Source organism: Enterococcus sp. JM9B (assembly GCF_009933265.1).
Classification (GTDB): Bacteria; Bacillota; Bacilli; order Lactobacillales; family Enterococcaceae; genus Enterococcus_C; species Enterococcus_C songbeiensis.
The window spans coordinates 16,780-40,067 of sequence record NZ_MAEK01000032.1 but is presented as its reverse complement, the minus strand read 5'-3'; the positions used below and the strand labels follow the sequence as shown (position 1 = coordinate 40,067).

Annotated in this window: 19 protein-coding genes; 5 read left to right on the top strand and 14 right to left on the bottom strand. The window is 40.1% G+C overall.

All coding sequences use genetic code 11. The features are described 5' to 3' along the window. From rph to BAU16_RS10545, 6 genes are all read right to left on the bottom strand, one after another. Entirely contained in the window at positions 1-1,341 is a 1,341-nt protein-coding gene (rph, locus tag BAU16_RS10570; protein ID WP_137605159.1) for a ribonuclease PH, read from the bottom strand. Beyond that, positions 1,341-2,147: a glutamate racemase gene (gene racE, locus BAU16_RS10565; RefSeq protein ID WP_137605158.1), complete on the bottom strand. Its 807-nt coding sequence runs from the start codon at positions 2,145-2,147 to the stop codon at positions 1,341-1,343. Before racE ends, rph begins: the two co-directional genes overlap by 1 nt. A 174-nt stretch (positions 2,148-2,321) precedes the next feature. Beyond that, positions 2,322-2,978 carry an amino acid ABC transporter permease gene (locus BAU16_RS10560; protein WP_048605175.1) on the bottom strand — a complete coding sequence of 219 codons (657 nt, stop codon included), beginning with the start codon at positions 2,976-2,978 and terminating at the stop codon, positions 2,322-2,324. Positions 2,979-2,993: 15 nt separating this feature from the next. Continuing rightward, positions 2,994-3,641, bottom strand: coding sequence for an amino acid ABC transporter permease (locus BAU16_RS10555; RefSeq protein ID WP_137605157.1), 648 nt, complete (start codon positions 3,639-3,641; stop codon positions 2,994-2,996). Between the two features lie 2 nt (positions 3,642-3,643). Further along, positions 3,644-4,456, bottom strand: a complete 813-nt coding sequence (locus BAU16_RS10550) for a transporter substrate-binding domain-containing protein (RefSeq protein WP_137605156.1) — start codon at positions 4,454-4,456, stop codon at positions 3,644-3,646. Between the two features lie 11 nt (positions 4,457-4,467). After that, positions 4,468-5,205 (bottom strand): amino acid ABC transporter ATP-binding protein, encoded by a 738-nt coding sequence (locus BAU16_RS10545; protein ID WP_048605172.1) that lies wholly within the window; start codon positions 5,203-5,205, stop codon positions 4,468-4,470. A 273-nt stretch (positions 5,206-5,478) separates the two neighbouring features. Between BAU16_RS10545 and trpS the strand changes: the two genes are divergently transcribed. After that, positions 5,479-6,489 carry a tryptophan--tRNA ligase gene (gene trpS / locus BAU16_RS10540; RefSeq protein ID WP_137605155.1) on the top strand — a complete coding sequence of 337 codons (1,011 nt, stop codon included), beginning with the start codon at positions 5,479-5,481 and terminating at the stop codon, positions 6,487-6,489. A gap of 62 nt (positions 6,490-6,551) precedes the next feature. Here trpS and pheT read toward each other — a convergent pair whose 3' ends face one another. The 6 genes from pheT to lepB all read right to left on the bottom strand — a co-directional run bounded on the left by pheT (position 6,552) and on the right by lepB (position 18,628). Beyond that, the gene (gene pheT / locus BAU16_RS10535; RefSeq protein ID WP_137605154.1) at positions 6,552-8,972 is read right to left on the bottom strand and encodes a phenylalanine--tRNA ligase subunit beta; all 2,421 of its coding nucleotides are present in this window, start codon (positions 8,970-8,972) and stop codon (positions 6,552-6,554) included. 6 nt (positions 8,973-8,978) lie between these two features. Then, a complete protein-coding gene (gene pheS, locus BAU16_RS10530) occupies positions 8,979-10,022 on the bottom strand; it encodes a phenylalanine--tRNA ligase subunit alpha (RefSeq protein ID WP_048605169.1) in 1,044 nt (347 codons plus the stop codon). Between the two features lie 333 nt (positions 10,023-10,355). Next, on the bottom strand, positions 10,356-10,679 hold the full coding sequence (locus BAU16_RS10525) for a winged helix-turn-helix transcriptional regulator (protein ID WP_048605168.1): 324 nt from the start codon (positions 10,677-10,679) through the stop codon (positions 10,356-10,358). A 64-nt stretch (positions 10,680-10,743) separates the two neighbouring features. Continuing rightward, positions 10,744-14,421 (bottom strand): helicase-exonuclease AddAB subunit AddA, encoded by a 3,678-nt coding sequence (gene addA / locus BAU16_RS10520; RefSeq protein WP_161527035.1) that lies wholly within the window; start codon positions 14,419-14,421, stop codon positions 10,744-10,746. Further along, positions 14,414-17,953 (bottom strand): PD-(D/E)XK nuclease family protein, encoded by a 3,540-nt coding sequence (locus BAU16_RS10515; RefSeq protein WP_137605152.1) that lies wholly within the window; start codon positions 17,951-17,953, stop codon positions 14,414-14,416. The genes addA and BAU16_RS10515 overlap by 8 nt, the downstream gene beginning before the upstream one ends. A 129-nt stretch (positions 17,954-18,082) precedes the next feature. Beyond that, positions 18,083-18,628, bottom strand: coding sequence for a signal peptidase I (gene lepB, locus BAU16_RS10510; protein ID WP_137605151.1), 546 nt, complete (start codon positions 18,626-18,628; stop codon positions 18,083-18,085). A 175-nt stretch (positions 18,629-18,803) separates the two neighbouring features. Here lepB and BAU16_RS10505 point away from each other — a divergent pair, with 175 nt between their 5' ends. Both BAU16_RS10505 and BAU16_RS10500 read left to right on the top strand, forming a co-directional pair. Continuing rightward, a complete protein-coding gene (locus tag BAU16_RS10505; RefSeq protein ID WP_161527034.1) occupies positions 18,804-20,264 on the top strand; it encodes an NAD-dependent succinate-semialdehyde dehydrogenase in 1,461 nt (486 codons plus the stop codon). Positions 20,265-20,364: 100 nt separating this feature from the next. Continuing rightward, positions 20,365-20,961 (top strand): nitroreductase family protein, encoded by a 597-nt coding sequence (locus BAU16_RS10500; protein ID WP_048605163.1) that lies wholly within the window; start codon positions 20,365-20,367, stop codon positions 20,959-20,961. Between the two features lie 51 nt (positions 20,962-21,012). Here the strand turns inward: BAU16_RS10500 and BAU16_RS10495 are convergent, their stop codons facing one another. Beyond that, complete coding sequence (locus BAU16_RS10495; RefSeq protein ID WP_048605162.1) at positions 21,013-21,495, bottom strand: hypothetical protein; 483 nt, start codon at positions 21,493-21,495, stop codon at positions 21,013-21,015. Between the two features lie 152 nt (positions 21,496-21,647). On the opposite strand from BAU16_RS10495, the gene BAU16_RS10490 reads away from it, so the two are divergent. Together BAU16_RS10490 and BAU16_RS10485 are read left to right on the top strand one after the other, a co-directional pair. Further along, positions 21,648-22,178: an HdeD family acid-resistance protein gene (locus tag BAU16_RS10490; protein WP_137605149.1), complete on the top strand. Its 531-nt coding sequence runs from the start codon at positions 21,648-21,650 to the stop codon at positions 22,176-22,178. Positions 22,179-22,286: 108 nt separating this feature from the next. Then, positions 22,287-22,733, top strand: a complete 447-nt coding sequence (locus tag BAU16_RS10485) for a hypothetical protein (protein ID WP_137605148.1) — start codon at positions 22,287-22,289, stop codon at positions 22,731-22,733. Positions 22,734-22,775: 42 nt separating this feature from the next. Here BAU16_RS10485 and BAU16_RS10480 read toward each other — a convergent pair whose 3' ends face one another. Continuing rightward, positions 22,776-23,210, bottom strand: a complete 435-nt coding sequence (locus tag BAU16_RS10480; protein ID WP_137605147.1) for a DUF2188 domain-containing protein — start codon at positions 23,208-23,210, stop codon at positions 22,776-22,778. Positions 23,211-23,288 lie beyond the last annotated feature (78 nt).

The window sequence follows — 23,288 nt, the reverse complement described above, 5'->3', positions numbered from 1 at the left end:
CTATCCGTCTCCTTCCAACCAATCCAGCCAGACAGCTTGCAATTTTTGCAATGCCTGTCCTCGGTGACTAAGCTTGTTCTTTTCTGCCGCAGGTAATTCTGCCGCATGCTTTTCCAGTCCATCAACGATAAAAAGCGGATCATAGCCAAAGCCATTTTCTCCTCGAGGGATTCGAGCAATTCGTCCCGGCCATTCGGCTTCAACCACTAAGCTTTCTTTGTTGGGCGCAGCAAAAACCAAGGTGCAGTGAAATTGTGCGGTACGTTTCTCATCCGGCACACCGGTTAATTCATGTAATAATTTTGCGTTGTTTGCCGCATCGCTTTTTCGTTCACCGGCAAACCGAGCAGAATAAATTCCCGGCATCCCATGTAACGCATCCACCTTCAAACCTGAATCATCAGCTAAAACTGGCCGTTTTAAAATCTGGGCAATCGTTTCTGCCTTTAGACGGGCATTTTCTTCAAAGGTTTTTCCAGTTTCAGCAACATCAGGTAATTCAGGAAAATCAAGCAAAGTTTTCACTTGATACCCTGATGCGCCAAAAAGGGCATGAAATTCTTTGGCTTTTCCGGGATTTCTCGTGGCAATAACAATTGTTTGATCATCTGTTGACGCTACCTCTTCTAGTAATGCTTCTTTTTGAAAAGCAATTAATGACTCGATGGCTGTTTTGCCAAAAAAGAGCATACTATTTAATTGTTCTCCGTCGAAGGTCGCTTCTTCTCCAGTTCCCTGAATCTCAACAAAACGTCCGGACTCGGTCATTACCAGATTCATATCAACGAGTGCTGAAAAATCTTCTTCATAATCCAGATCCGTTACAATTTCCCCGTCTGGTAAAATCCCCACGCTGATTGCTGCCAAATGTTCCTTAATGGGATCTTCCGTCAAAATATTTTTTTGCAATAGTTGGTTGACCGCCAAACGCAAAGCAACAAACGCACCAGTGATACTGGCAGTTCGCGTGCCGCCATCTGCCTGCAGGACATCACAATCAACAACGATACTGCGCTCGCCTAATTTTTTCAAATCAACAACAGCCCGCAAGGAACGACCAATCAGTCGTTGAATTTCCATTGTTCTACCGGAAATTTTTCCCTTGCTGCTTTCTCGACGATTTCGACTAGCCGTAGCACGAGGTAGCATGCTATATTCTGCTGTAACCCATCCGGTGTGGCTATCTCGTAAAAAAGGCGGAACGGACTGTTCAACCGTTGCGGAACAAATCACCTTTGTATCACCAAAAGAAATAACAACCGACCCTTCTGGATATTTGTAGACATTTGTTTCAATGGTGATTTTACGGATATCTTGAATGCTACGACCATCATGACGCATTAATGTGCTCCTCCTAATTCGATATGTTGTGCTTCGACATTGATTTCTAGCCAGTCATTGGCAATTTCATCAAACATTTTTGTCGAGCCTGTGGTGTAAAAGGTGCGTTGCGGCGGCTTATTAGACGCTGCTGCAATGCCAAAATAATCCAACAGCATGCTGACTTCCCCAACAGTTTCTGCCCCCGAATCAATCAAATGCACATTGCCCACCACATTTTGAATAAGTGGACGCAACAACGGATAATGGGTACACCCCAGCACCAAAGTATCAATTTTTTTATTTTTTAGCGGTAGTAAGGTTTCTGCAACAATTTTTTTTGCAACAGAAGACTGATACTCATTGCTTTCAACGATAGGAACAAATTTTGGACACGCCAGACTAAAGACTTTGCTGCTTGGTGTTTTAGCACGGATCGCCCGTTCATAGGAACCGCTTCTGATCGTTCCTTGGGTACCAATCACTCCGATTCGTTGATTTTTGGTGAATTTAACTGCCGCTCGTGAACCGGGTAAGATAACCCCGACTACTGGAATCGGCAACTGATCTTTAATTTCTTCTAAAGCAACTGCTGTAGCTGTATTGCAGGCAATCACTAACAATTTGATTTTCTTTTCCAGCAGAAAATTAGTCATCTGCCATGTAAATTCAACAACTTGCTCTGCAGGACGTGGCCCATATGGACAACGAGCGGTATCGCCAAGATAAACGATCGATTCATTCGGCAATTGTTTCAGTGCTTCTTTAACAACCGTTAAACCTCCAACACCGGAATCGATAAAGCCGATAGGTTGTTCATTTGACATATATTTTTCTTCCTTTACTCAGGGATCTTTTTTATCAGTCCAATGTCCCTATTTTCTCCTTTTTTTTGTTTTTTTTCAAGTCTAGCTTTTAATTCTGTGTCAGAGCATTAAGATCCCTTAATAATTGTAAGAAAAGAAGAAACCGCGGAAAACGATTCGTTCTCCGCAGTTCTTTTAATAGTTGTATTGCTTTGTTTCCAAATAACGGGAAACCAAAGATAGTAGATAACAAACAGCAAAGTAGGCAATCGTCATTGCCAAAAACATCGGCAAAACATATTGTTCATTTTGACCGTAAATAATTTTAGCATTATGAGTTAACTCCGGCAATGAAATAATTACTGCCAGTGAAGTATCTTTAATCAAAGAAATCAACTGACTGAGAATCGCTGGAATCATTGATTTAAAAGCCTGTGGTAAAACAATTGTCCTCATCGATTCAAGATAACTTAATCCAGTCGATAAACCTGCCTCCATCTGTCCTTTTGGTACGGCATTTAAGCCAGCACGAAAAATTTCTGACAACATGGCTGATTCAAAAATTGTCAGCGCTACGACTGCTGACCAAAAAATGTCAAAGCTAATCCCAATTTGCGGTAAAGCAAAGTAGGTAAAGAAAATAATCAGCAGCAACGGTAAATTACGAATCACATCAATAATTATGCCGATGATCCGTGACAGAAATGGAACTTTGGAAAAACGAATCACACCAGCAAGTCCACCGATTAAAAAACTAAAAACGATAGAAAGCAGTGAGACTTCCACCGTTACCCGCAGTCCCTCAAAAAGAAAGCGCAGATTTACCCATGAAAATGCATCAAAAAAATTCATTATCTTCTCCCCTTTCTAAGAGCGAACTGCCCAGCGTTTTTCTAGATAAACCATCAAATACGACAATGGCAATGTAAGTGTCAAATAGAAAATCCCTACGATAATATACGTATCAAACGTATTAAAAGTCTCTCCGGCAATCAAATCTCCTTGATACATCAAATCTAATCCAGCGACCATCGCCAAAACCGAAGAATTTTTTACTAAATTGATGAATTGATTGCCTAATGGTGGAACCACGATTTTGAACGCTTGAGGCAAAATAATATATCGCATTGTTTGTGCGTAGGTAAAGCCTGAAGAGAGCCCCGCCTCCATTTGTCCTTTGGGAACGGTCTGGATTCCTGAACGAACGGTTTCTGCAATAAATGCTGAAGTATAAATGACTAGTCCAATCGTCCCAGCTTGGAACCCATCAATATTTGCGCCGTACATCGGTAAGACAACAAAGAAAAACATGGCAATAATCAACAAGGGAATATTTCTGAAAAATTCAACGTATGCTCTTGCTAAACCACGGATGATTTTACTTTTAGCTAATTGAAGAATCGCCATCATTGTCCCAATCAACAAACTAAAAAATAGTGCAATCAGACTGGAGTAAATGGTGAACTTAAACCCTTCCAGAAACATACCAGAATATTCATTAAAAAGTGTAAGCATAATTATTCCGCCACCTTTCCAGTTTCCGCATCAGGGAACCATTTTTGGAAAATCTCATCGTAACTACCGTCTTCATGCATTTCTTTCAATGCTTGATTGACCTCGTTTAAAAAATTCTCCTGTCCTTTATTAATCGCAATGCCATACGGCTCTTCTGTAAAGGTTCCTCCGACAAGCTCGTACTCATTATTTGCTGAAGCCATTCCCAATAAAATTGCGTTATCTGTGGTCATGACATCCCCTTGACCGGATTGCAAAGCGGTGAACGCCTCAGAATAATTTTCCAATTCTAAAATTTTCGCATCAGGTGCATGCTCGCGAATGTTCGCTGCAGAGGTGGAACCTTTTACTGCCAATACAGTATTTTCAGCACTTAGGTCATCGACACTTTTAATTGAGCCACCTTTTTTCACTAAAAGGGATTGTCCAGCATCAAAATAGACGTCTGAAAAATCAACTTGTTTTTTTCGTTCTTCTGAAATCGTCATAGTTGCGACGATGGCATCGATATTGCCATTTTTTAATAAAGGAATCCGCGTTTTCGATGTCACTTCTACAAAAATTGCATTCCCGTCACGACCTAAAAGTTTTTCCGTGATTTTTCGCGCAATATCGATATCAAAACCACGAACCTCGCCTGTTGCGATATCCATTAACCCAAAAAGTCGAGTGTCATATTTTACGCCCCATACGATTTGATTTTTTTCAATACTCGTTTTTGCAATATCTTGCTCTGCAACGCTCTTCCCACGGCAGGCACTTAAGCTGACCAAAACCAAAAGGAGAGCCAAAATCGTTCTTATTCTTTTTTTCATAAAGCGTCCTCCTAATGATCAATGACTTTACTGATGAATTGCTGTGCCCGATCAGTTTTTGGATGGTCAAAAAATTCTGCGACATTTCGACTTTCTTCAACGACTTCTCCGTCAGCCATAAAAACTACCCGATCCGCTACTTCTTTGGCAAAGCCCATTTCGTGGGTCACTACTACCATGGTCATTCCATCATGGGCTATTTTTTTCATAACATTTAGTACATCACCAATCATTTCCGGATCAAGGGCAGAGGTGGGCTCATCAAATAAAAGTACTTCTGGGTTCATCGCCAATCCTCGCGCGATTGCAACCCGCTGCTGTTGTCCCCCTGAAAGCATCGATGGATAGGAATCTTTTTTATCCAACATCCCAACTCGATTTAATAATTTTTCCGCTAAATCAATAGCTTCTGCTTCTTTTTTCTTTAACACTTTGATAGGCGCCAACGTGATATTTTCTAACACTGTTTTATTTGGGTATAAGTTAAAGTGCTGGAAGACCATTCCAATATTTTTACGGATCTCCGTCAGCTTCACATCCTTGCTGTGGAGATTTTTTTTATTGATTAACAATTCTCCGGAAGTGATGGTTTCAAGGCCGTTGATACAGCGCAGCATCGTACTTTTCCCTGATCCGGATGGTCCGATAACAACAACTACCTCTCCTTTTTCAAAAGTTAAATTGATATTTTTTAGTGCATGAAACTTCCCATAATACTTTTCGACTTGTTTAAATTCGATCATGGATATTTCGCCACCTTTCTCTATACTTAGAATTACATTAAATATTTTTTAAGATTAAGTAACATTATAGTCTACTATTTTTTAATTTGTAAAGTTTTTGTTGAAATTTTTTCAAATAAATCAATTATTTTTGTTTTTCATGACATTGCTATGTAATAAAATACGCTTTTGACTTCTGCTAAATGAGAAATCTTCCATTTATGGGAGTTGTTTCATCTTGAGAAAAAAGGTAAGATGAGAGTTGTAGATTTATAGATTTTTAGAAAAGGTGGAACTCACTTGAAAAATATTATTCTGACTGGAGATCGTCCAACGGGAAAACTCCATTTAGGTCATTATGTCGGCTCTCTAAAAAAACGAGTAGAAATGCAAAATGATCCTGAAAACCAACTATTTGTTATGATTGCAGACATGCAAGCTTTAACAGACAATGCGAAAAATCCTGAAAAAGTTTCTTCAAATGTCTTGGAAGTAGCTCTTGATTATCTTTCCGTCGGGTTAGATCCTGCCCGTACCACATTGTTTATCCAATCGCAAATTCCTCAATTAGCAGAATTGACGATGTATTATTTAAATCTCGTCAGTGTTGGTCGTGTGCGACGTAATCCGACCGTCAAAGCAGAAATCGAGCAAAAACAATTTGGTGAAGGCGTTCCAACTGGTTTCTTCATCTATCCTGTGTCACAGGCAGCTGACATCACCGCCTTTAAGGCTACATTGGTTCCTGTTGGTGAAGATCAAAAACCTATGTTGGAACAAACTCAAGAAATCGTCCACAGTTTCAACTCCACCTATAGAGAAGTTTTAGTTGAACCAAAAGCTGTTTTGCCCCCCAAAGGAATGGGTCGCTTACCAGGAATCGACGGCAACGGCAAAATGAGTAAATCTTTGGGTAATGGGATTTATTTAGCTGACCCTGCAGAAGTTGTACAGAAAAAAGTGATGAGTATGTATACGGACCCAAATCACATCCATGTGGAAGATCCTGGTCAGGTGGAAGGCAATATGGTCTTTACCTATCTTGATGTTTTCGGCAAAGACAAGGCCTATATTGAAGAGTTGAAGAATCATTACCGCCAAGGTGGACTTGGGGATGTTAAAATCAAACGCTATCTGATTGATGTTTTAGAAGAAGAATTAGCACCGATCCGCGCCCGCCGTGCAGAATTTGCAAAAGATCCTGCTGGTGTCATGGCGATCCTTCGTGAAGGTAGCCAGGCTGCTGAAAAAGTTGCATCTCAAACCCTATCAGAAGTCAAACGAGCAATGGGCATCGAATACTTTAATTAAAAAATCAAAAATTCCGCCGGCTAAAATAGTCAGCGGAATTTTTTTTAACTATTATTTATTTTTTATCGAATTTCAGCTGCAACTTCACTTGTTAAGGCGCCCACTACTTTTTCCATCGCCCGATTGATTTCTTCGTCCGTCAATGTTGCGTCTGGATTACCAAATGTCAGACTGTAAGCCATTGAGCGGTAGCCTGCTTCAATATTTTTTCCTTGATAAACATCGAACAATTGAATCGAATTCAAATATTTTCCGGCAGCTGTGCGAATAACTTCAACGATTGTTTGACTCGCAACGTCTTGTTTGACCAACAAAGCGATATCCCGACTTACTGATGGGAATTTGGAAACGGCTTGATAGATAACTTTTGCCACATCAGCCGCTAACAAGGCTTCCAAGTTCAACTCTGCCACATAGGTTTCAGAAATAGCATATTGCTTCGCCACACTCGGATGGACTTGTCCAACAAAACCGATTTTATCTTCTCCTAAGAAAATCTCAGCTGTTCTTCCCGGATGCATTTCCGGCATTTCAGCAGTCTTTTGATAAGTGATTCGCTCATTGATGGAAAGTGTCTGGAACAAGTTTTCCAAAATTCCTTTAATCGTAAAGAAATCCACTTTTTCTGCTGGCATTTGCCAATCTTTGCTTTGCCAATCCCCAGATAATGCCAACGCTACGTGAGTTTCTTCCAACGGTAGATTTTTCTTAGGATCTGCTTCTTGATAAAAGACCCGACCGATTTCGTACAACGCAATTTGCGTATTCTTACGGGCAACATTGTAAGCAACATCATCCAACAACCCACTAATTAAATTCAGGCGTAATACAGATCGTTCTTCACTCATCGGCCAATCCAAACGAGTCATTTGGCTTTCACGCATCATGAAAGAAGCAGATTTGTCTTCTGTTGTTAACGCATAGCTGATTGCTTCTGAAACGCCGGAACCTTCCAAGACTGTCCGAATCTTCCGTGTTTTTGCTTGCTCAGCTGTCAAACTACCAGCAACCGTTTCGCCACTTGGTAAAGTCGAAGGCAAACGATCATATCCATAGATTCTGGCAACTTCTTCAATGATATCCGCCTCAATCGTAATATCCCATCGCCGAGGTGGGATCGTCACTGTGTAAGTTTCTTCTTTTTCTTCAAAAGGGAAACCTAACGCATCGAAAATATGATTGACTTCAGCAACTGTCAGTTTTGTTCCTAATGAACGATTGATTTTTTCTAAGCGAATCGTGACAACTTGATCTTCTACTTTGATTTCAGATCCGCTAACACGTCCTTTTAGTACATTCCCTCCGGCTAATTCAGCGATCATGGCTGCTGCTGCATCACTTGCTGCACCAATCGTTGCTTTGTTGATGCCCTTTTCAAAACGTGCGGAAGATTCACTGCGTAAATTAAATTGCTTCGATGTTCGACGAATCGAAACACCATCAAATAAGGCAGATTCTAACGCTACGGTTGTTGTCGTTTCTGAAATTTCAGAGTCCAATCCTCCCATTACACCAGCCAATGCAACCGGAACTTTTCCATTAGTGATTACAATGTTTTCTGGTGTCAATTCTCTGGTTTCTCCATCCAGAGTAACAAATTTTTCCTGTGGAGTAGCACGACGAACAAGAATTTCTTTACTACCTAGTTTGTCATAATCAAACGCATGCAACGGTTGACCAAACAACAATAAAATATAGTTGGTCACATCCACCACATTATTAATTGGACGAATTCCTTCATTCATCAACCGATTTTGCAACCATTGAGGACTTGGTGCGATTTTAACATTTTCAATGATGCGAATTTGATAGACGGGCGCATCTGTCGTATCCTCAACTGTCACTTGGATTTTCTCCGCTGCAGCTTCTTCTGATTCCACTAACGTTTCTTCTTTGAATTGCGGTTTTTGATTATAGATTGCTCCGACCTCGTAAGCAACACCTCGCATACTTAATGCATCTGCACGATTCGGTGTAATCGAAAGTTCAATGATACTGTCATCCATATCAAGATAAGAAAAAACTGGTTCGCCATTGACAGCAGTTTCTGGCATATATTGGATGCCTTCCGAATATTCTTTTGGAATCACGCTGTCACTATAACCGATTTCCTGCAAAGAGCAGATCATTCCATTTGAAACTTCTCCCCGCATTTTTCCCTTTTTAATTTTCACATTGCCGGCAATCCGTGAGCCCGGTAAAGCAACAATTACTTTGATGCCCGCCTTCACATTTGGTGCACCGCAAACGATTTGAGACAATTCTTCTTCACCAATATCTACTTGACAAATAGATAGGTGGTCAGAATCAGGATGTGGTTTACATTCCTTAACCTCACCGATAACGATTTTTTTCAAACCGGTTTGCGGTTGAGTAACACCTTCAACTTCAATACCGGTAACAGACATTTTATCTGCCAATTCTTGTGGCGAAACGGCAGAAAGGTCAAGATATTCATTTAACCATTTATAGGATACTAACATTTTTCTTTATTCCCCCTTGAATTGACTTAAAAAGCGTAGATCATTTTGATAAAAATTCCGGATATCATTGACGCCATATCGTAGCATTGCTACTCGATCTGGTCCTAATCCAAAAGCAAACCCGCTGTATTCTTCCGGATCGATGCCTGACATTTTTAATACATTTGGATGAACCATGCCGGCGCCTAAAATTTCAATCCAGCCAGTGTACTTGCAGACGTTACATCCAGCACCGCCGCACTTGAAGCAGCTAACATCCACTTCAACAGAAGGTTCCGTAAACGGAAAATAACTTGGACGTAGACGAATTTCACGTTCTTCACCAAACATTTTCTTCATCATGACTTCCAATGTACCTTTTAAATCTGCCATTGTTACGTTTTTATCTACGACCAATCCTTCAATTTGGTGGAATTGATGGCTGTGAGTCGCGTCATCTGTATCTCTACGGAAAACTTTCCCCGGTGAGATCATTCGTAACGGACCTTTTGAAAAATCATGGGATTCCATTACTCGTGCTTGAACCGGAGACGTATGGGTCCGAATCAAAATATCTTCTGAAATATAAAAAGTATCTTGCATATCCCGTGCCGGATGATCTTTTGGCAAATTCATTCGTTCAAAGTTGTAATGATCTGATTCAACTTCATACCCTTCAATGATTTGATAACCCATACCGACGAAAATATCTTCAATTTCTTCCATAATTTGGGTCAATACATGACGATCGCCTTGTTTAACAGGTTTTCCCGGTAGCGTCACGTCAATACTTTCCTTGACTAACGCTTGGTTCATGGCTGCTTGTTCCAGTTCTGCTTTTTTTTCTTCGATTTTTTGCGTCAATAAGTCACGAATCTCATTCGCAAAGCTGCCGACTTTTGGTCGTTCTTCCGCAGACAGGTCCTTCATTCCTCGTAAGACTTCTGTGATTGGTCCTTTTTTTCCTAATGTTTCCACACGAATTTGATTTAATAAATTCAAATCGATTGCTTCATTGATTTTATTAAGCGTTTCATGCTTCAATGCTTCCAGTTGTTCCTGTAAAGACATTTCTTTTCCTCCTATTTTGTTAAGAAATTTTCTTAAGGAAAATCTCCTTATTTTGTCGCACAAAAAGAGACCCCATTCCATAAAGGAACGAGGTCTCGCGTTACCATCCTATTTTCGTGACAACATCACGCACTTGATTTGATTAACGGTTGTGATGACCGGTCTGAGGGTAAGCTCAGACTAGCTCAGGAAGTGAACTTCATTTTTCGAACAATGCCCCTGCTTTCAGTCTGCGACAGGGTTCCCTTTTCAAGTTCAGCCAAATTACTCTTTTCCGTCAAAGCTATTTTAACTATTTGAATGTATTCAGTGTACAAAACTTTTCACATAAAATCAACTGCATTCTTCAGGAGTAATCCATTTCTCGCTCCAATTTTTCACTGAAATAAGACTTTTTTCAAAATCAGTTCCTTTTTCTGTCAACGTATAAAGATTTTCTTCTTTTGCGATAATTCCTTCTCGTTCCAATTCCCGCAAACGTTCCACTAAGACACGATCACTCACCTCAGGAATTTTTTTTGCCAATTCAACAAAACGTTGGGAGCCGTCTTCAATCAAAACATCGATAATCAGACCATTCCATTTTTTTCCTAAAATCGAGAATGCCTTTTCGAACTTGGGACAGAGTGAAAATTCTGCTGCTTTTACTTGTTCCATCTTTCGTCACCTCGCTATGAGTATACCACATCTCTTACAATTTGTAAGTGAACAAGTTTCTCGATTAATTAAGTGTCAGCAATTGTTTTCCCGAAAGTAAAACAAGATAGGTTTCGGTTACCGGTTTATTATACGCTTCTTCCAATGCTTCACGATACAGTTTTAATTGCCCTCGATATTTTGCTGCTAATGAATCGGTATCACCATTGATAATGTGGTCGGTTTTAAAATCATATAAAATTAGATGATCTTCAAATTCAATGAACCCATCAATAATTCCGTGAATCAGTAATTCATCTTTTACTTCGTCATAGTCAACAAAAATTTGTTCAGCATTCTTCAACATCGCAAAAGGTTGTTCTCGTTTCACTTTTCCCGAATTGGCAAGCAGTTGCTCCCCTAATGGGGTACCAAAAAACCACAGTAAACTTTCTCGATCAATTTTTTTCGCCACTGTAATATCCAGTGTTCCACAAGAAACTAACTGTTGGATAAAGTCTTCGATACTTTCAGCAGTTGGTTTTTGGGTTAACGGCAACATCTGCATCGTTGTGTGGGTTGCAGTTCCGACACTAGCGGCATCCGTTGCTGTCTGTTCAATGAACTGCGGGCGGGAGAGTCGTTCTTCAGTATAACGATACTGTTGAAAAACAGCTTTTTCCTGAGTACTTTGCCAAGTTAAGCGGGCATCATCCAAGTTATCGGGATCATCAAAAATTCGTTTGATTTCCGATACAGATTGATAGCTTGTCGTCATCGGAGCCTTTTCGAAAGGATACTGGTATTCTAAGCGCTGTTGCAGTTTTGGAAGCACGCCTTCCTCACTGCTTGCGCTTGCTAAAATCAATGTCGGTTTTTCTTCAATCGTTTGAAGGGCTGTAGAAATTTGCTCTTGATTCCACCATTGAATTTTAAAATGAGCGTCTGAGGATACTGTAAATTGGCGTTCACTAGCCTCGGAAAAAATTGTTTCCATCTCCGGATGGCGCATTAAACTCATTCCCACCCAGTTTAGCAAAATATTCGTTTTTTTCATCCGCAAAACAGGATTCAGAACCAATTCTTTTTGGGACAATGCTTCACGCCATTTTTTCAAGGCATCGGTTCGATCTTTATAGGAACCCACTAAGAATAATTTTTGCTCTGCTCGAGTTAACGCAACATAAAGTTTTCGCATTTCCTCCGAAAACGCTTTTTTCAATCGTAATTGCTGAATCGCCTGATAAGGCATGGTCTCATAGCGAACCCGCCGATCAGGATCAATGTATTGAATCCCCGCACCTAATCTTTCTTCAAAAATATAGTCACGGGTGAAATCTTGATTATTGAAATTTTTTGACATATCCAGTAAGAAAACAATCGGAAATTCCAGCCCTTTGCTGGCATGAATCGTCATGACTCGAACAGCATTTTCAACCGGCATTGCAAGAGGCTCAGCCAAATCTTTGTCCTTTTCCTGCATTTTCTCGATGAAACGAATAAATTGGTACAAGCCACGAAAGCTACTACGTTCATAGCTTTGTGCACGATCTACCAGAGCAATCAGATTTGCGTACCGCTGTTGTCCAGCCGGAAGTCCTAATACATAGTCCGGATAAGCCGATTCTTCATAAATTTCCCAGAGTAATTCTGGAATTGCCAGTTTCTTCGAATGATCTCGCCAGCGAGCAAATGTTTCAAGAAAAGCGACAACTTTCTCCTGCAACGGCGTTTCAATTACTTCCGTAAATTCCAGCAGTGCTTGATAAAAATCTGCCGTCGTATTCGCCAAACGAATCAATGCTAATTCATCTTCTTGCAGTCCAACGATTGGCGAACGTAATACTGCCGCCAACGGAATATCATTGTAAGGATTGTCAATAATCTGCAACAAACTGATCATGGTTTTAATCTCGGTTGCTTGAAAATAATTTTGAGCGTCATTTACTTCCAAGGGAATCGCAAATTTCTTGAACACATCTAAAATATCTAAATTATTTTTCTTCGTCGGTGTCAATAAAACAATGTCGCGATAATCAACCGGTCGATTGCTGCCGATTTTTTTATCAAAAATCTCAAATTTCTGATCGATCAGCTCACGAATTTTCAGCGCTGTCACATAAAGTTCACCTTCTGTTTTGCTTTCAACAACTTCCGAGTCTTCTTCTACCGCCTTTTCGTAAATCAACAGCTCTGTATGGAATTGATCACTCTCAGGAAACGCAGGAAAACCTGGAATCAGCGCTGCGGCTTCATCGTAAGGAATCTGCCCTACCCGTTCATCCATCAATTGTTGAAAAACCAGATTGGTAAAGGCGAGAACCTCTTGGCGAGAACGAAAATTTTCTGCAAGGACAATCCGACGTCCTCCTTTTTCTTGACCAAAAGACAAATATTTTTCGATAAATAATGTCGGATCAGCCAAGCGAAAGGCATAGATTGATTGCTTGACATCCCCTACCATAAACATATTTCCAGGTGACTCCTCTTGGCGAACCCAGAATAAAAGTGCTTCCTGCAATCGGTTGACATCCTGATACTCATCTACTAAAACTTCTTCAAACTTTGTGCGGTAATAAGTCGCCGCTTCACTTCCAGCTCCATTATTTCCTTGTAGAATCTGCAAAGCAAAATGTTCCAGATCATTGAAATCCAAAACACCTTTATCTTGTTTTCGTTGTTGATATCGGTCAATAAACTCTGCTGTCAGCTCCGCCATTTTTTCGACAAGGGGCAGCGATTTTTCCATCAATTCGGTCATTCGTTGGGGAGAATATGGTAACGCCTCATTGATGCCCGTCTCTAAATAACTGCGGGCAGTCTTTCGCAGTTCGCCGATTTCATCGGAGAGGGCTTTGTATTCTGCTTTTCGCAAGCCGGGATAGCGTTGCTTTAAATCAAACCCTTCAACTTGGCTGTAAGCTGTCGCTAAATTATCGGCTACTACCGCATCATAAAGTCGTTGGGCTTGATTTTGTTCGTGAGCAATAAATCCATGAATTTTTTCAAACGCAGGATCAAATTCCGATAAACGAAATGCCTGCTGGTAATGTTCCAACGACATCTGAAGCGCATTAATCAATAAGGGTTTGATTTGGGATTGGTACAGAGGATTTTTCTCTAAACCATCTGTTGCTTCATAATTTTTTTTCAGACTCGCTAACCAAGCCTTTGGATCAGGATTTGCCCGAGCGAAAGTGTAAAGAGACATAATCAAATCCGTCAAGCCTTCATCCGAACGGTCACCGGAAAAATTTTCCGTCAATTGGAAGAAAACTTCTTCTTTCGCTTCATATTTTTCCTCCCGCAGTTCACCCCAGACTTCTTCTTTTAACAATAAAATCTCGGTTTCATCGGTCAACATTCGAAATACCGGATCAAGATCAATCAAAAAATAAAAGCGGCGAATGATTGTTAAACAAAAAGAATGCAGAGTGGAAATGTTCGCTGTTGGCAGTAAAACCAGCTGCTTCGTAAAATGTTGTCGTCTTTTTTCGTTAGATTCCTGATTGACCGCCAATTGCAGTGCTTCTTGGATTCGTTCTTTCATTTCCCGTGCAGCTGCTTCGGTAAAAGTAACAATCAATAATTCGTCGATGTTGCTGCCACTTTTCAGTTTTTCAATGACCCGGCGAACCAATACCGTCGTTTTTCCTGATCCGGCAGAAGCTGAAACCAGCAAATTGTCCCCTTTATCAAAAATCGCCTGCCATTGACGATCGGTAAACTTTTCATTTTGGGGTTTTAAAGGGATATCAGTCATTTTCTTCCTCCATCATTCGCTTCAACACGTCTTCTTTTGATAATTTTTCCAATCGATGGTAATTATTTTCCGGCAGCATGACATCAAACTCACACACGCTTCGAAATGGGCAAAATTGACAGGCAATCCGTTCTTTGCCCTTATAGGCTGGGTTTAACCCGATATCGCCAGAAACAATTTTTTCACCCGCTTGCTGCATTTGAGTGCGATTATGCTGCATCAGAATTCGTAACTCGTCTTCCGTATAGAACTTCGGTGAATTTTTCGTTGGTTTCTGAAGCTGTCCTTCTTTATCCATCTTCAAAGGAAAGACCGCCGAATTTTCTTTTGGCGCTAACGATTGGTCAAGTCTTTCGAATAAGCGAGGATCATCCACAAATAAACCGTCAAACTGGTACTTTTTCAACTGAGCATTTTCATCGCTTTCCTCTGGTTTCAACACAGGATTGTACACATGCATATAATACGCTCCGCCGGGTTTGACAACATCAGTACCCACTAGCTGGACGGCATCGGTCAATGCCACATCCAAATAAGTAACCAACTGCATTGCTAAGCCGTAATAAGCATCCACAACATCAAATTGTCGATGACTTGACTTGTAATCAACGACTGATAACCAAGTATCCGTACCGTTCGTTGCAGTATCAACCCGATCAATTTTTCCACGAACATGAAGCTTTCCACCAGTAGTCAGCGGCAACTCCAAACCAGAGATTCCCTTCTGACTAGCAATTTGACCAAATAAAACCTCTGTTTGAATCGGGGAAAGATCTGATCTTTGGCTTTGTCTTTGCAATGCCCAAGTCACTTTTTTGATTGTTTTTCCTAGTTGATAACGAATATAGTTTAAACGTGCAGAGCTGTTCAATACTTGGAACCGCGGCTCACCAAAAATTCGTACCAATATTTCTTCAATGAATTGCTCCCGTTGCTGGTCATCCATTTCTTGCAGTGGTGTTCCTTTTTCAATCAGAGCCGTCAAAAATTGATCCAGCGAATCATGGAAAAATTCTCCGGTCATAATCGGATTTAAGCCATAGATGCGTCGTTCTTTCAATCGTAAGCCAAAGTTTGCAAAATATTTGTATTCACAGTTATAAAAACTTTCCATTCGTGAAATCGAAGTATAAATGTCCTGACCATATAATTTTTCTGCTAACTCAGGAGAAAGACTGACGGGAACATTTTGATGGGTGCGACTTTCAAACACTTTATGAGCAAACTCGGCAATCGGAGAAGCCATCAGCAGTTTTTCCAAACCAAGCCAAACTGGCGGCAGGGTCTTTTTTTCATCCGCAGCTTGTCGATAAAGATCGTTCAACTGACTGACAAGGTTTCGATAGGTGCTGACAAAATGCTCTGCTTTGCTTTGGGTAGTCAGAGGATTTTTCTCAATAACTGAAATACCCAAATAAGTAACCAAGCGTTTGACATACGGCGAAAGCTGCAAATTCTGTTGTGTATCGTAATTGGCAGCATAGCTCAAATACAAGCGTTCTGTCCCGGATAGAAAAACGTGGTAGGCTTCCAATGGTGCGTTTGAAAGAGAATCTGCTACTGCGTCCCGTAAAAACTGTTGTTCACCAAATTGTTCATTCAGACGTTGACGGTCTTCACTTGTCAGCAGGCTATGATCTTCCATCGTCCGAGGAAAAGTTTGCTCGTTCAATCCCACCGCAAAAGTGATTTTGGCTTGATTTGGTCGAGCCAACTGCAAACGGTTGATTCGAACTTGATCGATTGCTGTCGGAATTTTTCCGTAAGTGGCATTTTCTAAACCAGTAGAAAAGATTGTTTGGAAAACAGTAAAATCAAAGGTATCTTCCCCATAAATCTGCAAATAATCATCCATCAGATCCATCAGTGCCTGCCACGTTTGTTCATGATTTCGAGCTAAATCAAGGTGTCCTTCGGCAATATCTTGATCCCGCCAATGAAGCAGTTGTTGTTCAACTCCTGCTGTCACTAAAAACTGATACAGCTTTTTGACCGCTTCTGCACCGGTTTCACTGACTTTTAATTCCTGTAAAAAGACAGCAATCTGTTGACTAAATTGCCGGCGGACAAAGTTGGTCATCCGCGTTAGTTCCTTCGTTTCTTCCAATTCATTTTGATCGTAGTCGTAATGAATTACCTGCCAGTCTTCAGAACGTGTCCAATAGGTTCCTTGAAAATTATTTTCCAACGCCACATTTTCAGTTTGATCAATGTAATCACGAAATAGGGTTTGTGCCTGTTGCCACTCTGGCTGGTTTTCTTCAAGATCGTGAGGCAAAAAAAGCCCCGTCTTCAACAAGCGTAAAATATCCTGTAATCGGTAATTGTATCGCTGGATCGCAAATAATGACTGCAAAAATTCTACTAGCGGATGCTGTGCCATATACCAATCACGGTCAAGATAAAAAGGTAAATCGAGTTCCTTAAAAATTGAAGGAATCAACTGTCCATAAAGATCCGGCTCTGCGGTTAATAACTGGATATCTTTGTATCGAATCTGCGGATTTTCCGCAACCAATTTTCGAATCTCCACGCCAATTTGACGAATTTCTTCTTCTGGGTTGACCGCCTTCCAAATCTGCAGACAATCATCTGCGGGCAAATTGGCTTCAAACTTTTCCTGATTTTGGGTTTGCCGCCACAATCGTTCAACCTCTGTCAAACACGTAGCCGACTTGTCCGGCGCCTTTTCGTCAAATGCCACTGCCACATTGTTGGCTGAGGCAAACGATTTTAGTTGAAAATAGGTGGTTCCGGCTTCCCGAAAAAGATTTAAAGGAGAGGGCGCCTCAACCGGATACCCTCGATCTAAAAGCAAAGAAACAAAAAGAGAGCCTTTTTGCATCAGCGTATCTAATAAAAGCAGCTCCTGTCCGCTAAAACCTGAAAAACCAGTCACGATGAATAACGTTTTAGACAAATTCGGCATCACGGAAAAACAGTCTTGGTCTTCTGTAAGAAAGCGAGTCAATGTTGCAATAGGGTTTTCCACCTGCAGCTCACGTTCCTGCAATTCATTTTGATATGCACGATAAATCAACATTAAATCTTTAAATTTCAATTGCTGATCTGCTTCATTTGTTTTTTCTGACTGTAATTGAATCTGCAAATCTTCTGGGGAAATATTTCCCATTTGTAATTCTAAAAACAAGTCAAGTAATTGTTGGATAAATCCCTCTTTAGAAACTTCTCCCCGATAAACCGTTAATTGTTCTGCTAAGTCTTGCAAAACTCGACGCATAATCATCGCGCTGCCGACTTCGGAAATAACATTTTTTGATAACAATCCGGTTTGTTGCAAGAAGTACCAGGCTAACCGATGAAAGCTGAATACCTGTGTGCGGATTGTACTGAAATTTTCTCCATGTTTAAGTCCAGATAAAATTTCATGTTCTTGTTCAAATTTATTGTAATTAGGAACCAGGAAAAAAACTTGATTCTCTGAATCTTCTATCAACCATTGCTGTGCTTTTTCTAAATAGGCTTGCGCATGATTTTTGCCGCCATCGCCAAGTAAAAATTGTAAAGACATCTTCGCGCCTCCTTTTTCTGGAACATATGTTCAGTATAACAAAAAAAAGCCGAAAATTTCGGCTTTGACCCTAAAAAAGCAACAGGTTTTTAGAAATTTTCGTAAAAAAAAGAACCCCGCTAAGAGTTCTTAATGTTTCACTGTACCGATTTCATTCAAAGGCCAGAAAATAAATTTTACATCGCCTAAAATCGCATCCTCATCAATCAAACCAATCATCCGACTGTCTTTTGAAATCCGTCGATTATCCCCCAACACAAGTATTTTACCATCTGGAATGGTTTCAGAAGAAAAATAATCCAACATAGTAAAATCATTCGTCAATGGAGCCCCATCTGTCAATTTGTCTTTGTACTCTTGCAGATAGTCTTCTTCATATTTTTTTCCGTTGATATACAATTGGTCATCCTTATAGGAAACACTGTCACCAGGCAATCCAATCACCCGTTTGATATAATTTTTTCCTGCTTCATCTGGTGCGGGGAAGGTAACGATATCAAAGCGTTTAATTTCGGTATTCTTTAAGGCAATGACATGTTCGCCGTCCTGTAAAGTCGGATCCATTGAATCCCCTTTAACCATCACTGGTGTAAACACAAAGCTTCTTAATAAAATTAAAATCAATGCTACCCCTAAAAAGAAGAGAATCGATCGTAACCATTCATTTTTCTTCAACTGACATTCCTCCAAAATTGATATGCTCAGTGTACCACATTTATTTCAAAACCAAAAAGCGAAACCTACTTTTAAAGAAAAATTCAAAAAAAATCCTCCCTCATCATATAAATTGTGAAAAATAAAAATACGTGTTACCGTTTTCTTATAACGAACAGCGAAAGGATGATACAAAATGAGCCCAAAACTGACCCATGTCCCAACGCAACTTTACATCGATGGTAATTGGATCGATGGCAGCCAACCCACTGCTCCTATCAAAAATCCCGCCACTGGTGAAGTTATCACCGAAGTAAGTCAAGGAGCTGAAGAAGAAACTTTGACAGCTATCGCCGCTGCAAAGGCTGCTTTTCCCCTTTGGTCAAAACATGATCCTCTTGAACGTGCTAACATAATGAATCAAATTGCGGATTTGATTGAAGAAGAAGCCGAACGTTTAGCCTTGATTATGACGCTTGAACAAGGAAAACCATTAAAGGAAGCCCGCAGCGAAATCCAAACCGATATTGAAAATTTCCGCTGGAATGCGGCAGAAGGTCAACGTATTTACGGAGAAATCATTCCCTCACCAATGGATCATCATTGGCTGATTCGCAAGCAGCCAATCGGGGTAGTTGCAGCAATCACTCCTTGGAATTTTCCGTCAAATATGATTGCGAGAAAAATTGCTCCTGCTCTCGCTGTTGGTTGCACACTTGTAATGAAACCTTCCAAGGAAACACCCCTTTCTGCCTTGGCACTGGTTGATATTTTTGATCGTGCCGGCTTACCAAAAGGAGTGGTCAATATTGTTTTAGGGAGTTCAAAAACAATTGGAAAAGTTTTGACGGAAAGCAATGATGTTAAAAAATTGACTTTTACCGGTTCGACGAAAGTTGGTCAATTGCTTTATGAACAATCCGCGCCGACTTTAAAACATGTTTCTTTGGAATTAGGAGGACACGCGCCTTTTATTGTTTTTCAAGATGCAGATCTCTCTTTAGCTGTTGAAAGTTTGCTGGCAGCGAAATTTCGAAATAACGGGCAAGTTTGCACTGCTCCTAATCGAATTTTTTTACATGAAAAAATTAAAGATGATTTTGTAGAACAGCTACTTAAAAAAATTTCTGATGTGAAAGTGGGCAATGGTTTAGACGATCCCGATATTGGTCCATTAATCAACGAATCTGCTATTGAGAAAATCCAAAACCAATTGTCCGACGCCACTCAAAAAGGGGCAACGATTCTTTATGGTGGAAATCGTTTAACAGATGGTGAATATAGAGACGGCCTCTTTTTTGAACCGACGATTATCGACGGTATTACTAACGAGATGAACATTTATTATGAAGAGACTTTTGGCCCAGTCATCCCTCTCATTGGCTTTACGGAAACTGAAGCCGTGATCGCCGCTGCCAATGATACGGAATTTGGCTTAGCCTCTTACTTCTTTTCCAATAATCTACAAACGATTTCCCAAACTGCTTCTTCTCTGGATTATGGCATCGTGGGTGTCAATGAAATGGCCATATCTAACGCAGCCGTACCATTTGGCGGCGTAAAACATTCCGGTTTTGGTCGAGAGAACGGAAAATACGGCGTAGAAGAATACGTAGAAGTCAAATTTATCAACATCAACACCCACCTAAAAAAATAATTTCTCTTTTTCCGAGCAAAATAGTTTACTAACTAATTGTAAGTATGTATACTAGCACTCGTAAGATAAATTTAAAAGAAAAAAAGGTGGAATAATTCTTATGACAAACTTCTTAGACGCATTAAAAAATCGCCGTTCAATCTACGCATTAGGACGCAACGTTTCTCTAACAGAAACTGAAATCGAAGACTTGGTAAAAGACGTCGTTAAACAAAGCCCAACAGCTTTTAACGCACAATCACCACGTGTAGTTATCCTTTTTGGTGAAGCACACGAAAAATTATGGGAATTAACAGAAGCTGCATTAAAACCATTGACACCAGCAGAAGCCTTCCCAAACACACAACAAAAATTAGCTGGCTTTAAAGCTGGTTTAGGTACTGTTTTATTCTTCAAAAACACAGATACTGTAAAAAATCTACAAGAACAATTCGCATTGTATGCAGACAACTTCCCAGATTGGGCAGAACAATCAAACGGAATTGCTACAGCAAATACATGGGTGGCTTTGGAAGAAGCCGGCTTAGGCGCAAACCTACAACATTACAACCCAGTTATTGATGAAGCCGTTGCAAAAGAATGGAACATTCCAGGCAACTGGCAATTACGTTCACAATTAGTATTTGGTTCAAAAGAAGCAGATGCTGGTGAAAAAGATTACTTGGATGACGAAGAACGTTTCCGCGTATTCCGTTAATTCCTTTTTACAAAGAAAGAGCAGCACCTTCAGGCGCTGCTCTTTCTTTGTTTATTTTTCTTCCTCATGATCGATCAAAATATCGATCGGTGTTCCTTCTTTCAGATGATCGGATAAAAATAAAACGATTTCTTGTATGGGTGCCGAAAATTTTAGTAAAGGTCCTCGCATCCCACGGCGAAAGAAATTCATTTTAACAATATTTTCCTGCTGATACAAAACAATCCGATCAATTTCCGCAAAAGGAATGCCCCGTTTGTCCATTGGATTGACTAAAATACGTTCTTCGGTCAAACCACGACCATCCAATAGAAAACTCAAAACAATCAACCCGGATAAAATACCACGGATACTTTCATCCAACGTGGCAGGTTGCCCAAACGTTCCCCATAAAACAAAAATCGTTGCCAGAGGAATGATGATCCAACTGCCTTTTCTTTTTTTGGCGCGAAAAACCAATTCTTTTTGTATAATCAATAAAAAGAAAAACAAAACAAAAACAAAGATGATTAATAGTAGTGTAAATAAATCCATAGCCTGCTCCATTCTTTCATTTGCAGTTCCATCTTAACACAAAAACAAAGGGACCAAAATAATTTCTCTTCTTTTCCTATCTTCCATTCATTTAATTTTCCATTTTCAGAAAATTTCGTTACAATAAGGAAAAATGAGATGGAGGTTTTTTCATGGATTCGTTTATAAAAAAATTACAAAAATACCAACTGCTTCGTGCGGTCTTTTATGCTCTCGTTGGTATACTGATTTTGCTGCAGCCTAGACCTTTTTTCAATGTCATCGTCTACATTGTAGCTGCTTATTTTGTTTTTCTCAGCATTGTGAATTTGATTTCTGCCTGGCGGGAGAAAAAAGCAACCGGGTATTATGGCTCTGAAATGACGATTGGGATTCTATTTTTAGTCGTCGCTGCCATCGTCTTGATTTTTGCCAAACTCATCATTTCGATTATCCCATTCTTCTTGGGACTTTTGGTCTTACTAAGTGGGATTCGCCAATTGGTGCAAGAATTGAATCTGCGAAAACAAGGAATCTCTTCGTTAGGTTGGTTTTTATTTAGTCTTGCGATGATCATTGTCGGTGGGGTATTGGTCTTCAATCCTTTTGGCAGTGTTCTCGTCTTGTTCCAGATTTTCGGAGCTGTTTTAATCGTTTTGGCAATTTCAGAGATTATTGCCTACTTTCAGCTTAAAAAGAACTAAAGATTTTTTCATTTTTTCTTGAATTCTTGCGGAAGTGATGGTTTTTTCAGATGAAATCACGTATACTCTACATAACAACAGTGATGGATAGATGTGGAGGTGGCTTCGATGAAAAATTTAAAGACAGAACCTGAAAATTTAAATGATATTCCGGTTATTTTTGTCTATAATCAGTATGGTCAAATTGCTGAAAAGATTTCTATTAATGAATGGCGCAGACGAAAAGAACAGGAAAAAGAAATTGAAAATTTTGAAATTCGTCTTTATCGGGAAGCCTTGAATTATTATGGTCAGAAAGAGTTTGAAAAAGCAGAAGATTTACTGACCTTTCTAGTTGCTCGAACCAACTATACCCATTACGAGTATGTGGAACGCTTGGCAAATATCTATCGACAAGAAAAACGAACAAGCAAAGAACGTACGGTTCTCCTACTTGCTCGTCGTAGTTTATTAGCAACCGAAGACTTTGACGGTGTTATCCGCCGAATCGACAAACGGCTCCATTTGCTGGGTCATCCTCTCGATAAATCGCTTGGCGTTGCTTTTCAAAATTAATAGTTCATTGCAAATTAAAAGGAGACGAAAATGTCTCCTTTTTTATTTTTGCAATGTACCATCTTTTTTGTAGATTTTGACCGCAGTTCCTTTGTTTTCGGCAATTTTCTTTGCTCGCTTCACTGCTTCATCCTTTGTATCAAAGCGATCACTTGCCCGCTCCGCACCTTCTGAAATCACCTGCCACTGATCTTCAGAAAATTGGACTAAAACATCTGCCGACAACAATTCCTCCGCATTTCGATCTTTCTCATGAAAATCCCCTTTTTGCGGATTTTCTGCTTCTTTAAATTGACGTTTTTCACTTTCGTCCGCATCTTCTACCCATTTTTTTGCTTGACTAATGGCAATCGGGATCGCTCGGTCTTCAGGATAGCCATCGGTCAAAAGCGCATTTCCGATGTCAATCGCTTTTTTTCGGACCAAATGATTCAAATTTTTCATAGATACTGGATAATCTTTCATGTTCCATGGCATACAAATATCCTCCTTTTACCTCAGTGATTCTTGCAAAGGCCCTCAAAATGAGCGTCTACTCTTTTATTGTAGCTTGAG